At 70.9% G+C, this 12282-nt stretch carries 13 protein-coding genes; 9 read left to right on the top strand and 4 right to left on the bottom strand.

Annotated features, from left to right (window positions below; translation table 11 throughout):
* Positions 1 to 4: 4 nt before the first annotated feature.
* Positions 5 to 433, bottom strand: coding sequence for a hypothetical protein (locus L1280_RS00395; RefSeq protein ID WP_104991140.1), 429 nt, complete (start codon positions 431 to 433; stop codon positions 5 to 7).
* Positions 434 to 504: 71 nt separating this feature from the next.
* Between L1280_RS00395 and L1280_RS00390 the strand changes: the two genes are divergently transcribed.
* Positions 505 to 945, top strand: coding sequence for a 23S rRNA (pseudouridine(1915)-N(3))-methyltransferase RlmH (locus L1280_RS00390; RefSeq protein ID WP_253580019.1), 441 nt, complete (start codon positions 505 to 507; stop codon positions 943 to 945).
* A gap of 56 nt (positions 946 to 1001) precedes the next feature.
* Here L1280_RS00390 and L1280_RS00385 read toward each other — a convergent pair whose 3' ends face one another.
* Entirely contained in the window at positions 1002 to 3923 is a 2922-nt protein-coding gene (locus L1280_RS00385) for an insulinase family protein (RefSeq protein WP_253580018.1), read from the bottom strand.
* A gap of 50 nt (positions 3924 to 3973) precedes the next feature.
* On the opposite strand from L1280_RS00385, the gene L1280_RS00380 reads away from it, so the two are divergent.
* From L1280_RS00380 to L1280_RS00355, 6 genes are all read left to right on the top strand, one after another.
* The gene (locus L1280_RS00380) at positions 3974 to 4150 is read left to right on the top strand and encodes a hypothetical protein (RefSeq protein WP_253580017.1); all 177 of its coding nucleotides are present in this window, start codon (positions 3974 to 3976) and stop codon (positions 4148 to 4150) included.
* A gap of 296 nt (positions 4151 to 4446) precedes the next feature.
* Positions 4447 to 5361 (top strand): Ig domain-containing protein, encoded by a 915-nt coding sequence (locus L1280_RS00375; RefSeq protein ID WP_253580016.1) that lies wholly within the window; start codon positions 4447 to 4449, stop codon positions 5359 to 5361.
* Positions 5358 to 6125 (top strand): hypothetical protein, encoded by a 768-nt coding sequence (locus L1280_RS00370; RefSeq protein ID WP_253580015.1) that lies wholly within the window; start codon positions 5358 to 5360, stop codon positions 6123 to 6125. Before L1280_RS00375 ends, L1280_RS00370 begins: the two co-directional genes overlap by 4 nt.
* Positions 6125 to 6643, top strand: coding sequence for a hypothetical protein (locus L1280_RS00365; protein ID WP_253580014.1), 519 nt, complete (start codon positions 6125 to 6127; stop codon positions 6641 to 6643). Before L1280_RS00370 ends, L1280_RS00365 begins: the two co-directional genes overlap by 1 nt.
* An 82-nt stretch (positions 6644 to 6725) precedes the next feature.
* Positions 6726 to 6929: an RNA-binding S4 domain-containing protein gene (locus L1280_RS00360; protein ID WP_104991146.1), complete on the top strand. Its 204-nt coding sequence runs from the start codon at positions 6726 to 6728 to the stop codon at positions 6927 to 6929.
* Complete coding sequence (locus L1280_RS00355; protein ID WP_253580013.1) at positions 6926 to 7480, top strand: DUF1684 domain-containing protein; 555 nt, start codon at positions 6926 to 6928, stop codon at positions 7478 to 7480. Before L1280_RS00360 ends, L1280_RS00355 begins: the two co-directional genes overlap by 4 nt.
* A gap of 1 nt (position 7481) precedes the next feature.
* Here the strand turns inward: L1280_RS00355 and lepB are convergent, their stop codons facing one another.
* The gene (gene lepB / locus L1280_RS00350; protein WP_253580012.1) at positions 7482 to 8111 is read right to left on the bottom strand and encodes a signal peptidase I; all 630 of its coding nucleotides are present in this window, start codon (positions 8109 to 8111) and stop codon (positions 7482 to 7484) included.
* Between the two features lie 88 nt (positions 8112 to 8199).
* On the opposite strand from lepB, the gene L1280_RS00345 reads away from it, so the two are divergent.
* Positions 8200 to 8532, top strand: a complete 333-nt coding sequence (locus L1280_RS00345) for an FKBP-type peptidyl-prolyl cis-trans isomerase (RefSeq protein WP_253580011.1) — start codon at positions 8200 to 8202, stop codon at positions 8530 to 8532.
* 58 nt (positions 8533 to 8590) lie between these two features.
* On the opposite strand, the gene L1280_RS00340 is transcribed toward L1280_RS00345, so the two are convergent.
* Entirely contained in the window at positions 8591 to 8821 is a 231-nt protein-coding gene (locus L1280_RS00340; RefSeq protein WP_253580010.1) for a hypothetical protein, read from the bottom strand.
* Between the two features lie 81 nt (positions 8822 to 8902).
* Between L1280_RS00340 and pulA the strand changes: the two genes are divergently transcribed.
* Positions 8903 to 12256: a pullulanase-type alpha-1,6-glucosidase gene (pulA, locus tag L1280_RS00335; protein ID WP_253580009.1), complete on the top strand. Its 3354-nt coding sequence runs from the start codon at positions 8903 to 8905 to the stop codon at positions 12254 to 12256.
* The last annotated feature ends 26 nt before the right edge of the window (positions 12257 to 12282 follow it).

Here is a 12282-nt window from a genome sequence, read left to right as displayed (position 1 = left end):
TGCCTCAGGCTTCGCGGCCCTGGGCGCGGCGCTGGCGGCGCTCGGCGTTGGACAGGGCCTCGCGCAGCGCCACGATCTCGCCCTCGCGGGCGCCCCCCAGCCGGGCGTAGCGGTCGATGACCTCGGCGGCCTCGCGGCGACGGCCCAGGCGCAGCAGGATCACTCCCAGGTGCTCGCCCCCCACGAAGTAGGCGCGGGGATTTTCCGGGTCGGCCAGCACCTGTGCCCGCGCCGACGCCAGCCGCTCCAGCGTGACCCGGTGCCGCCCCACCTGCCAGCGCACCAGATAGGTCGCCAGCGCCAGCGTGACGAGCGCCCCCAGGGTGGCCGCGCTGTACGCCTCCGGCACCCCTACCTGGGTCCCCAGCCGCACCATCAGCGGAAAGGAAAACGCCAGCACGACCAAGACAGCCAGGGTCGCGGCGTAGTTCATGGGCGGCAGTCTAGCCTGTCGCCGCCCGCCTGGAACACCGTGAGCCCCCCCGCCGCCCTATCCTCTCCCCCATGCGCCTGCACCTCATCACCGTCGGGGACCCCAAGCTCGCCTACGCGAAGGCGGGCTGGGACGAGTACGCGGGGCGGCTGGGGCGCTACCACAAGCTGCGCGTCACGCGGGTGACGGGCAAGACCCAGGCCGCCGAGAGTGGGGCGATCGCGCGGGCGGCGGGCAAGGCGCCGCTGGTGCTGCTGGACCCGCGCGGGCGGCAGTTCAGCAGCGAGGGGCTGGCCGCCTTTCTGGAGGCCGAGGCCGTGGGCGGCACGGGCGAACTCGCCTTCGCGGTGGGCGGGCCGGACGGGCATACCGACGCGCTGCGGGCCGGGGCACGGCGGCTGTGGAGCCTGGGCGACCTGACCCTGCCCCACGACCTCGCCATGATCGTGCTGGTGGAGGCGCTGTACCGGGCCTCCACGATCACGGCGGGGGAACCGTACCACCGGGGGTAACGCCCAAACGAGAGGGGAGACGCGCAGAACGTCTCCCCCTCTCCGGCCAGTGCGGCTTAGACGCTCTGCACCTCGAAGTGCAGCCCCAGCGCCTCCGTCTCCGCGTTGGGGTCCTTGCCCGCGACGAGGGCATATCCGGCCCGCTGGGGGGTCAGCCACTCGGCGGTCACCCGGCGCAGGTCGTCCAGGGTGACGGCCAGCAGGCGGGCCTTGTACGCCTCCTGCACCTCGGGGGTGTAGCCCGCCTGATCGCCGAAGAAGCGCAGGCGCCCGGCGGTGTCGGGGCTGGTGAGGGGATCCAGGGTCTTGCTGGCCCCCAGGATGGCCTCGGTCAGTTCGCGCTCGCCGAGGTCGCCCGCCAGGAACGTGGGCACGTCGCGGAAGACCTCGTAGGTGCGGGCGACGTGGGGGTCGCGGTAACTGCTCATGGTGAAGACCCCAGCCCTCGCGTCAAAGGCCGCGCTGCCGCCGTACGCGCCGCCCTTCTCACGCAGTTCGGGAAGCAGGTATTCGCTCCGCAGCAGGCGCGAGAGCACCAGCAGCGCGGGGCTGTCGGGGTGGGTGTAGGGCACCGTCTGCCACGCGACCGCATTGAAGGCGACGGGCGAGTCGGTGAGCCGCGCCTGCGGGCCGCCCGCGAGGGTGCCGGGCCGGGGGCGCCCCACGGTCTCCCCTTCCCCGAAGGTGCCCGTGATGGGGCCGAGGTCGAGGGCGGCATCCTCCGGGGTGGCGGTCAGGCACAGCAACCCCTCGCCCTGGAGGATCAGGTCACGGATGCGGCTGAAGCGCGAGAGCAGCGCGTCCACCTCGGCCTCGCCGCCCTCCACGATGCGGGTGAGGGCGGCCAAGGCGGTCAGGCCGCTGAACTCCTCCTCGATGCGGGCGGCGGGGCTGACCCCAGCCGAGGCGAGGCGCTCGGCGTAGGCGCTGCCCGCGTTCACGACGCTGGCCTTCAGGCCCGCCAGCCGCTGCTTGAGCAGTTGGTCCAGCCGCTCGCGGGTGAATTCCGGCGCCGCGATCAGGTCCCGCAGCACCTCCACCAGCGCCGCCCCGTTGCGCGAGAGGGCCTTGCCGCCGAAGGTCAGCGAGAGGCGCAAGGCGTCGAGATCGCCCGGCTGACCTCCCACGCCCACGCTGGCGCTCACGCCGCCGGTCACCGCCTCGATGCGGCGGGCCAGGGCGAGGTAATCCTGCCCGGCGGCCCCGCTGCGGGTGACCGCGTAGGCGTAGAGGGGGAGGGTGCCCAGGAGGTCTTCGGGCACCTCCGGCAGCCGCACTTGCACGTCCAGATACACCAGCCCACCCGTGGGCTGCGGCACCCGGCCGACCAGCGCCCGGCGCACGGTCTCGGTGTCGTAGGGGACGCGCAGCACGGTCGCGGGGACATCGTTCAGGGTGAGGGTGGGCAGCACGCTGGGGTCGCTGGGCTGCTCCTGAAGCTCCTTGAGGCGCAGGCTCTCCGCGACGATGCGGGCATGGTCCTCGTCGGTGAAGTCGGCGCTCAGGCGCTCCACGAGTTCGCGCTCGCTCTGCTCGGTGCGGGCCATCAGCTCGGGGTCGGGGCGCAGGACCAGGGTCACGCGGTGGGGGTTGTCCAGCAACTCCTGCTCGATCATCGGCTCGAACACCCGCCCGGCAGCGAGGTCGGCCCGCAGCCGCTCCAGTTCAGCCTCCAGCCGCAGCCCGGTCACCGGGTCGCCGCCGTAGAGCCACGGCCCCAGCAGGCGGAACATGACTTGCAGGGCGTAGGGGAAGCCGCTGTTGGACACCTCGCGCTGCCCAATCTCGAACTGGTGCAGGCTGCTCTCGATCAGGGCGGGGTCAATGCCCTCCCCGGCGATCTGGCGCAGGGTGTCCAGCACCAGCGCCTCGACCTCGTCGGCCTTGCCCGCGCTCAGGCCCTTGAGCCCGGCGGCAAAGGCCCCCTCGCGGAAGGAGTCGCGGTAGCCGGTCAGGTCAGCCAACGCACTGCCCAGCCCCGACTCGATCAGGGGCCGGGTCAGCGGCGCGGCGGGGTTGCCCAGCAGCACGTCGCCCAGCACGCTCCAGCGCAGGTTGTGGTCGGGGTCGGTGGTGTGGCCCAGCTTCCAGGCGACGAGCACCTGCCCGCCGCGCTCCACGTCGGTGCCGGGGTAAGTGACCTCCATGCGGCGCGGGGCGTCAAAACCCGGCTGGTCGGGAATGCTCACGTCCAGCGTCTGGGGACTGAACTTGGACATCACGTGCGATTCGATTTCCTCCAGCACGCGGGTCAGGTCGAGGGTGCCGTAGGTGTAGAAAAAGGCGTTGCTAGGATGGTAGTGCGCGGCGTGGAAGGCCCGCAGGTCCTCGTAGGTGAGGCCGGGGATGTGTTCGGGCGCCCCGCCGGAGTTGTTGGCGTAGGTGAGGTCGGGGTACAGCGCCGCGCCCAGCGAGCGGTACATCACCGCGCCGGGCGAGGCCATCGCGCCCTTCATCTCGTTGTAGACGACGCCCTGAAGCTTGAGGGGGGTCGTGGGGTCGTCCGGCGTCTCGAACTCGAAGCGGTGCCCGTCTTGCCGGAAGCTCTCGTAGCGCATCAGGGGGAAGAAGGTCGCGTCGAGGTACACGCCCAGCAGGTTGAAATAGTCCTGCTCGTTGCGGGTGGAGAAGGGATAGGTCGTCCAGTCGCTCGCGGTCATCGCATTCATGAAGGTGTTCAGCGACCGGGGCAGCATGGCGAAGAAGGGATCGGCCACCGGGTACTGCTGGCTGCCCATCAGCACGACGTGTTCGAGGATGTGCGCCACCCCCGTGGAGTCCTTGGGCACCGTCGGGAAGGTCACCCCGAAGGCGAGGTTGTCGTCCTCGCGGGCGACGTGGGCGTGCCGGGCGCCGAGCTCGTGGCGCAGCAGCACGAGCGTGCCCTGCATCTCCGGCAGGCTTTCCACGCGCTCGACGGTGTAGCGGCCCAGACGGTCGCCGGGGGCGGGCAGGGCGGTGCGGGTTGTGACGGTCATGGGGGAAAGTCTAGCGCCGGGGCTGGCGGGAAAACGCGGTACGCTGAGCCATGACGGACCTCCTGATTGGGCTGGGGCTGATCGGTATTCCCGCCGCGCTGCTATGGGGCTTCTGGCGCCTGCGCCCGAGTCTAGAACGTGGCAGCGGAACAGTAGACCCGCTGACGGGTGCCCTCTATTTCGGGGCTGAGGCGCGGGGGCGGGAGGGGCTGAAGTCGGGGGGGTGAAGGGCAAGGACGGCGGCCCGACGCCCTGTCCTGGCAGAGGCGTTCGACCCAGGGAGGGCGTCCTGCCGAATGCCAGCCGGAACATGCTGTTCTCTCAACCCAGTGGGCAGGCTCCGTTGATTCTGAGGGGGCGCCCAGGCGGGTCACACGCCCCCTCTCGTTCGGAGCTTTGCAAGTCACCCGCAGGGGGAGAGGGTCAACACTGGCCCCGGCGCTTTCCTGCCCAGGGTGCCAGTAACGCGCGAAACTGAGTGCCCACCCCTCCCCTCCTCATCCCGGCCCGCTAAACTCCCCCCATGCGACAAGTCACCTCCGCGTGCGTGCTGCTGCTCGGCACCCTGGTGCTGGGGGCGTGCGGCGACACGCTGCCGACCGGGTCGGGCGCGACGGGCCTGCGCGACGCCCTGAACTTCACGACGAACAGCCTGCCGGTGGCCTACGCGGGCGAGCGCTACGAGGCCCCGGTCACGGTTTCGGGCGGCGCGGGGCCGTACACGGTGCGCCTCGCCTCGGGCACGCTGCCCCCCGGCGTGACCCTCAGCGGCCTGCGGCTGTCGGGCACGCCCACCAAGACGGGCGCGTACACCTTCACGCTGGAAACGGCCGACGCCAACCTCAGCTCCAAGGTGCGCGAGTACACCCTCAACGTGAACGAGCTGCCCGCGCTGGCCCTCAAGCCCCAGCTTCCGAACGGCGAGCTGCGCGGCGAGACCCGCATCCCCCTGAACATCACCGCCCCACGCACCGTCCGCGCCGCCCGCGTGACCTGGGAATTGCCGGAGGGCGTGACGGTGACGCGCGTGCAGCCCGCCGACGCTGCCGGGGTCCTGTTCTGGAAGGTCACGGGCCGCACCCTGACGGTCGATCTGGGCTTCAAGAGCGTGCCCGCGAACGGCACCCGCGTCGCCCTGGTGGGCATGAAGCCGGAAAAGGTCGTCAAGCTGGACACCACGCGCTTCGCGTTCGAGGCGCGGGACGGGGCCGGGAAGCTGCTGGCCGAGCAGAAGCTACCCGCCCCGCCTGCCCCCGCGCCGACGGCGACTCCGGCCCCGGCGACGAGTGGCACGGGCACCACGGCCCCGGTGTCGTCCACGACCACGCCGCCCGCCGCGACCCCGGTGACGACCACGCCGAGCCCCACTACGCCTGCCGCGCCGTCCGCTCCCAATCCCACCCCCCCCACCACACCGGGCAGCGGGGGCGGACAGTGAAGCGGACGCTGGCGCTGCTGGCCGCGCTGACATTGGGAGCCGCTCCACTCACGGCGCAGGCGACCACGGCACCGACCCTCACCCTGACCCAGCAGGCCCGCAAGGCGGCGATCATCGTGCGGGCCACGCTGGGAACGTCCACGCGCGTCACCGAGGGCGACGTGACCTGGGTGGTCTACCCCCTCACCGTGGGTGAGGCCGTGGTGGGCGACCCCGCGGCCCTGCCGCAGCGGGAGGGCAAGCCCGCGCTGTACGTGCTCGCGGGCCTGGAAGGCGTGCCGGAACTCCGCGCCGGGCAGGAGGGCTTTTTCCTGCTCTACGGTGGGCGAATGGACAGCCCGCTGGTGGGTTTCTCGCAGGGCTTCTATCCCATCGTAAACGGGCAGGTGACGCGGCCCGGTGCCGCGGCTGCCGATACTGCCGCCACGAGCAGCACGGCGACGGCCACTGCGCCCGCTGCGGCGACGGGAACGGCGACCACGCCCACAACTCCGGCGACCACGGGGACAGCAGGGACCCCTCCCACCACGACGACCGCGCCTGGGACAACGACGCCCACTGCTCCGGCGGCGACCGGAACCACGACCACGGGAACGACAGGCACAACCCCTCCGGCCGCGACGACTCCGACAACTCCTCCAGCCACCCCCAGCACACCCGCGACGACAGCCCCAGCCGCGACCGCTCCTGCCGACCCAAACGCCTTTCCCACTGACCCGGCCGCCTTCCGGGACGCGCTGCGGGCGGCGCGGGGGGGCCAGTGATGCGGCGGGTTTCTCTGCTGGCCCTCGCGCTGTTGGCGGGCACGGCGGGCGCGGCGAGCGTGAAGCTGCGTCCCCAGGGCGCGGACCTCACCCGCGCGGTGGAGGCGGCGCTGGCGGCCCTCAGCACGCCCGAGAATCCGGTCACCCTGGACACCAGCGGCGGCCCGGTGCTGGTGCTGGGGGGCACGGTGCCCTTCAACCCCGACGTGGCCGCCCGCACACTGACGGTGGGCGGCGAGCGCCGTATCGAGTTCAACCCGCAGGGGCCGCTGCCGCTGGCAGAGGTGCTGCGAACCGAACTCACCCGCGAACTTGGCCTGCGCGAGTGGACGCCCGCTGCCGCCCGCGTGCGCCTCAGCGGAGCGGACCTTAATGGGGACGGCACCATCGACCTGACCGACCTCGCCCTGCTGATGAACAACTACGGCAAGACGGGCGCTTTGGCGGGCGACCTCAACGCCGACCGCAAGGTGGACGACGCGGACGTGCGGCTGTTCTCGGCGCAGTACAAGTTCTAGCCATCAGCTCTCAGCCATCAGCCGTCAGCAAAAAAAGCTGATGGCTGACGGCTGAGAGCTTTTCCCCTGCTACCCTGCCCCCATGACAGGCGACGAGCGCGACACCATCGACCTTCAGGACTTCCTGAAGCTGCGCGGCATGGTCGAGACCGGCGGCGAGGCCAAGTTCCGGGTGCAGGGCGGCGAAGTGCGGGTCAACGGGGAGATCGAGACGCGTCGGCGCAAAAAACTGCGCCGGGGTGACGTGGTGGAGTACGCGGGCGAGCGCCTGCGGGTGGACTGGTGACCGGGGACGCGGCCTGGGCAGAAGCCCTGCTCGACTTCCGCCGCCGCAAGGACGCGCACTTCGCATCGGGCAAGGGGCCTATTCCTGCGGACGCGTTGGCCGACTTCCACGGCCTGAGCTACTTCGCCCCCGACCCGGAGTGGACCTTCGTGCTGCCCGTCGAACCGGGCGACGGCGCCAAGGTCACCCTAGCGACGAACACGGGTGAGCCGCGCCCGATGGCCCGCTTCGGGGAGGTCACGCTGCCGCTGCCGGACGGCCCCCACCGCCTCACCCTCTTCGCCCCTCCCAGCGATGAGGCCCCCGCACGGGTCTTTGTGCCTTTCCGCGACGGCACCAGCGGGCAGGACACCTACGGGGCCGGGCGCTACCTCGACGCGCCGCTGGCCCGCACCCCGGAGGGATTGCGGGTGAGCCTCGACTTCAACCTCGCCTACCACCCGTACTGCGCGTATGGGGACGGGTGGACGTGCCCCCTGCCCCCGCGCGAGCACTGGCTGCCCGTGCCCGTACGGGCGGGCGAACGGCTGCCAGAATCCGAGCAGCCTTGACTCAGGACCCGTCGCCTCTGGCCTCTGGCCCACCCACCAGCGCAGGTTTCGGCCACAGCCGCAGGTTGGCCGGTCCCGCCACGTCGCGCAGGTCCACCGGGCCATACGCGCGGGAATCCAGACTCTCCCCGATCAGGCGGTTGTCCCCCAGCACCCAGACCTTGCCAGGGGGCACCTGCACGGGCGGCTGGTCGCTCAGCACGCCGCCGTTGACATAACTCTCGGCCAGCACGCGGCCATTCACGACAACCTGCCCGTCCCGGATTTCCACCGTCTCGCCGGGGAGGGCGATCAGGCGTTTGACGTTGTAGGGGCGGTAGCGCAGCCCCAGGCGGGTGTCATAGCTGTAGGGGCTGTCGGCGGGCGCCTTGAAGATCAGCAGGTCGCCGCGCTGCGGGTAGGCGGTGGGCACGCCCCAGGCCCGCAGCCAGCGCGGGTACTTGAGCAGCAGCAAGAGGTCGCGGTTGTGGAGGGTCGGCTCCATCGAGTCGCCGTCCACCCGCGCCAGGGTCGCCCCGAAGGTGGTCGCCAGCCACACCGGGAGCAGCGCCCCCAGAATCCAGACCCGCCAGACCTCGCGCCAGCCGCCGGAGGCTCGCAGGGAAGGGGCAGGCGGCGTCACGCGGGGCATGCTAGAGCATTTGCCGAAGGGCGCCGCCGCCTTCACCCGCGCTTCAGAATCTGGGCGCGGAACCGGGGCGGGGGCTAGGCTGGAGCGCATGACCGCTCAGGAACTCATCGTCGAGAAGTACCACGAGGGACAGGGCACCCCGGCGCAGGCGGGCAAGATGGTCCGGGTCCACTACACGGGCACGCTGGAGAACGGCCAGAAGTTCGACTCCAGCCGCGACCGGGGCGAGCCTATCGAGTTCCCGCTGGGCGTGGGCTACGTCATCCCCGGCTGGGACCAGGGCATCGCGCAGCTCCGGGTGGGCGACAAGGCACGGCTGACCATTCCCGGCCACCTCGCCTACGGGGCGGCGGGCGTTCCCGGCGTGATTCCGCCCAATGCGACGCTGATTTTCGATGTCGAACTCGTGGACGTGCGGTAAGCATCCCGCTTCACACGAGGGCGCCCCGCCGACAATGCGCGGGGCGCTGTTCTGACGCTTATTCCTCGTCCAACGTGTCGCCCATCCGGGGAATGGGGTCGCCCTCGGGAATCTTCATGTTGCCCTGCTCGTCAAGCCCACCCGTGCCCTCGTAGCCGAGGTCGGTGGTGCCGGGGCTGTCCTGCACCACGCCCGACTGCGGCGTGGGGAACTTGGTGGCGCTTTCCGAGTCGGTGCTGCGCTGCTCCTGGGGGGCATCGTTCTGTTCGTCGCTGCGGCGTCCGGTCATGGGGGCACGCTAGGCCGGGGCGCGGGCGGGCGCGTGTGCCGGGCGTGAAGCGGGGTTCACGGGGCTAGAATCGCGCTACCCATGTCCAGATTGCTTGTCCTGTTGACTGCGGCGCTCGCTGCCGCCCCGGCGCTGGCGCAGACGCCTGCCTCCGCCCCCCGGCCCCTCCTCGCCCAGGCGGCCAAGCCTGCCGCAACGCAGCCCATCCCCGCCAACGTGCTGCGCGTGCGCTACGTGCGGCCCGACGGCCAGTACGAGGGCTGGGGCCTCCACGCTTGGGAGGACACGACTGCCCAGGTCGAGTGGAGCAAGCCCCTCCCCCCCACCGGGCAGGACGCGGGCGGCGTGTACTGGGACCTGCCCCTCAAGCCGGGCGCCCAGAAGGTCGGCTTGATCGTCCACAAGGGCGACACCAAGGACCCCGGTCCCGACCAGTTCGCGGACCCCACCAAGGGGCGCGAGGTGCTGATCCAGAGCGGCCAGGCGGAGCTGGCGTACGTCTCGCCGGAAGCCCCCGTCCCCGCCGGAACCGCCCGCATCAACTACTACCGACCCGACGGCAACTACGCGGGCTGGGGCCTCCACGTCTGGGAGGGTGCGAAGACGCCGACCGAGTGGACCAAGCCTCTGCCGCAGACGGGGACGAACTCCTTCGGCGTGTACTGGGACGTACCTGTGAAAGACGGCTGGCAGAAACTGAACTTCATCGTGCACAAGGGCGACGAAAAGGACCCCGGCCCCGACCAGAGCCTGGCGCAGACGGCAGGAAATCAGGCGTGGGTGGTGAGCGGCAAGGCCGAGGTCTACACCACCCGCCCCGACACCAGCGTCCGCACGGTGGGCGACCTGACCAAGCAGCAGGCCATCATGGTGGGCGCGGACCTCGTGGCGGTGCGGCCCGAGCTGGTGCAGCCCGGCGCCTTCCTGACCCTGCACACCTCGCCCACCGCCGCCCTGAAGCTGACCCCGGCGGGCGTGGAGGGCGGCGACACGCTGACGCTGCTGCCGGTGGAGGGCGGGATGACCGCCGCGCTACGGGCGCAGGTGCCCCACCTGGCGGGATATGCCCTGCTGCGGGTCCGCGAGGAGGACCGTGCCCAAATCGGCACCGCCCTGCGCGGCCAGCTCGCCGTGAGCAGCGCCCTGCCCGACGGCACCCTGCTGGGCGCGACCGGAGTGCAGCCCGCCCGTGCGCTGGACGCCCTGTACGCCTATGACGGTCCCCTCGGCGTGACCTGGGCGGGGGGGCGCCCCACCCTGCGCCTGTGGGCACCCACCGCGCAGGACGTGAAGCTGCGCCTTTCCAACGCGGACGGCAGCGGCGAGCGCACCGTCGCCCTCACCCGCGACGCGAAGGGCGTCTGGAGTGCGACGGGCGAGCCGGGCTGGAAGGGCCTGGGCTACCGCTACGAGGTGCGCGTCTTCGCGCCCAGTACTGGGAAGGTCGAGACCAACCTCGTCACCGATCCCTACGCGGTGGCGCTGAGCCTGAACTCCACGCGCGGGATCATCGCGGACCTGAACGACGCGGCCATGAAGCCCAAGGGTTGGGACACCCTGAAAAAGCCCGAGCTGGCGAGCGTCTCCGACCTCAGCCTGTATGAACTGCATGTGCGGGATTTCAGCGTGCTGGACCAGACGGTCCCGGCCGCGCAGCGTGGGACATACCTCGCCTTTACCCAGGGCAGCAGCGCGGGCATGAAGCACCTGGGGTCGCTGGCAGACGCGGGCCTGAAGGCGGTTCACCTCCTACCCACATTCGACATCGCCACCATCAACGAGAACAGGGCAGAGTGGAAGGCGCCCAACCCCGCCGACCTCGCCAAGTTGCCGCCGGGCAGCGACGAGCAGCAGAAGCGTGTGAACGCCACCCGCGACGCCGACGGCTTCAACTGGGGTTACGACCCCTACCACTACACGGTGCCGGAAGGCAGCTACGCGGTGAACCCGGCGCAGCGGACCCTGGAATACCGCTCAATGGTCGCGGCGCTGAACGGGGCCGGGCTGCGCGTCGTGCAGGACGTGGTGTACAACCACACGAACGCGGCGGGTCAGGCCGAGCGCAGCGTGCTGGACAGGATTGTGCCGGGGTACTACCACCGCCTCAATCTGGACGGCGCGGTGGAGACGAGTACCTGCTGCTCGAACACCGCCTCCGAGCACCGGATGATGGAAAAGCTGATGATCGACTCGCTGCTGACCTGGGCGCGGCAGTACAAGGTCGACGGCTTCCGCTTCGACCTGATGGGCCACCACATGCTGCTCAACATGCAGAACGTGCGCCGGGCGCTCGACAGCCTGACCGTGCAGAAAGACGGCGTGGACGGCAAGAAGATTTACGTCTACGGCGAGGGCTGGGACTTCGGGGAGGTCGAGAAGAACAAGCGCGGCGTGAACGCCACCCAGCTCAACCTCTACGGGCAGGGCATCGGCACCTTCAATGACCGTATCCGGGACGCGGTGCGGGGCGGGAACCCGTTCGGCGGGCTTCAGGACCAGGGCTTCGCCACTGGGCTGGCGACGCTGCCCAACGGTCTGCCGCAGAACACCGACCGGGCGCGGGCGCTCGCGCTGGCCGACCTCGTGCGGATCGGCCTGACCGGGAACCTGCGCGACTACCGCCTCACGAACGCGGCGGGCGTGGCGGTGGCGGGCAAGGACCTCTCCTACAACGGGGCGCCTGCCGGGTACGCGGCCAGCCCCCGTGAGACGATCAACTACGCCTCGGCGCACGACAACCAGACCCTCTGGGACGCGGTGCTGCTCAAGGCGCCGCGCACGGCCACGACCGCGCAGCGCGTCCGCATGAACAACCTCGCCGTGAGCGTGGTCGGGCTGGGGCAGGGCATCCCCTTCTTCCACGCGGGCGAGGAACGGCTGCGCTCCAAGAGCTTCGATGGCGACTCGTACAACAGCGGCGACTGGTTCAATGCGGTGGACTGGACGGGCCGCGACAACGGCTTCGGCCGGGGCCTGCCGCCCGCCGAGAAGAATGAGGGCAACTGGCCGCTGTACCGCACGCTGCTGGGCGACGCGAGCCTGAAGGTCACGCCCGCCGACGCCATCCGCGCCACCGATCACTTCCGCGAAACGCTCCAGATTCGCGCCAGCTCCAAGCTCTTCCGGCTGGAGACGGGGGCGCAGGTGTCCCAGGCCCTGACCTTCCTGAACACCGGGCCAAACCAGACGCCCGGCGTGATCGTGATGAGGCTCAGCGGGCAGCCCGGCCAGGGTCAGCCGTACCGGGACATCGTGGTGGTGTTCAACGGGAGCGGGCAGGCCGTGAACTTCGCCCACGCCAGCCTGCGGAACCTGCGGCTCGATCTGCACCCGGTCCTGGCGAAGTCCACCGATCCGGTCGTGCGCGGTGCGAAGGCGCAGAACGGCACGCTAAATGTCCCCGCGCTGACGACGGCGGTGTTCGTCGGGAAGTAGTCCCCAGCCCCGCAGCGGCCTGTCTC

It is taken from the genome of Deinococcus sp. HSC-46F16 (assembly GCF_024171495.1).
In the GTDB taxonomy this organism is placed as follows: Bacteria; Deinococcota; Deinococci; order Deinococcales; family Deinococcaceae; genus Deinococcus.
Note: the sequence above shows the minus strand (reverse complement) of the source record. Positions and strands in the feature narration are given on the sequence as shown.

Bases quoted from the DNA above. Each gene is read 5' to 3' on its own strand.
- L1280_RS00395 (WP_104991140.1), bottom strand. From the start codon at position 433: ATGAACTACGCCGCGACCCTGGCTGTCTTGGTCGTGCTGGCGTTTTCC.
- L1280_RS00390 (WP_253580019.1), top strand. From the start codon at position 505: ATGCGCCTGCACCTCATCACCGTCGGGGACCCCAAGCTCGCCTACGCG.
- L1280_RS00385 (WP_253580018.1), bottom strand. From the start codon at position 3,923: ATGACCGTCACAACCCGCACCGCCCTGCCCGCCCCCGGCGACCGTCTG.
- L1280_RS00380 (WP_253580017.1), top strand. From the start codon at position 3,974: ATGACGGACCTCCTGATTGGGCTGGGGCTGATCGGTATTCCCGCCGCG.
- L1280_RS00375 (WP_253580016.1), top strand. From the start codon at position 4,447: ATGCGACAAGTCACCTCCGCGTGCGTGCTGCTGCTCGGCACCCTGGTG.
- L1280_RS00365 (WP_253580014.1), top strand. From the start codon at position 6,125: ATGCGGCGGGTTTCTCTGCTGGCCCTCGCGCTGTTGGCGGGCACGGCG.
- L1280_RS00360 (WP_104991146.1), top strand. From the start codon at position 6,726: ATGACAGGCGACGAGCGCGACACCATCGACCTTCAGGACTTCCTGAAG.
- lepB (WP_253580012.1), bottom strand. From the start codon at position 8,111: ATGCCCCGCGTGACGCCGCCTGCCCCTTCCCTGCGAGCCTCCGGCGGC.
- L1280_RS00345 (WP_253580011.1), top strand. From the start codon at position 8,200: ATGACCGCTCAGGAACTCATCGTCGAGAAGTACCACGAGGGACAGGGC.
- L1280_RS00340 (WP_253580010.1), bottom strand. From the start codon at position 8,821: ATGACCGGACGCCGCAGCGACGAACAGAACGATGCCCCCCAGGAGCAG.
- pulA (WP_253580009.1), top strand. From the start codon at position 8,903: ATGTCCAGATTGCTTGTCCTGTTGACTGCGGCGCTCGCTGCCGCCCCG.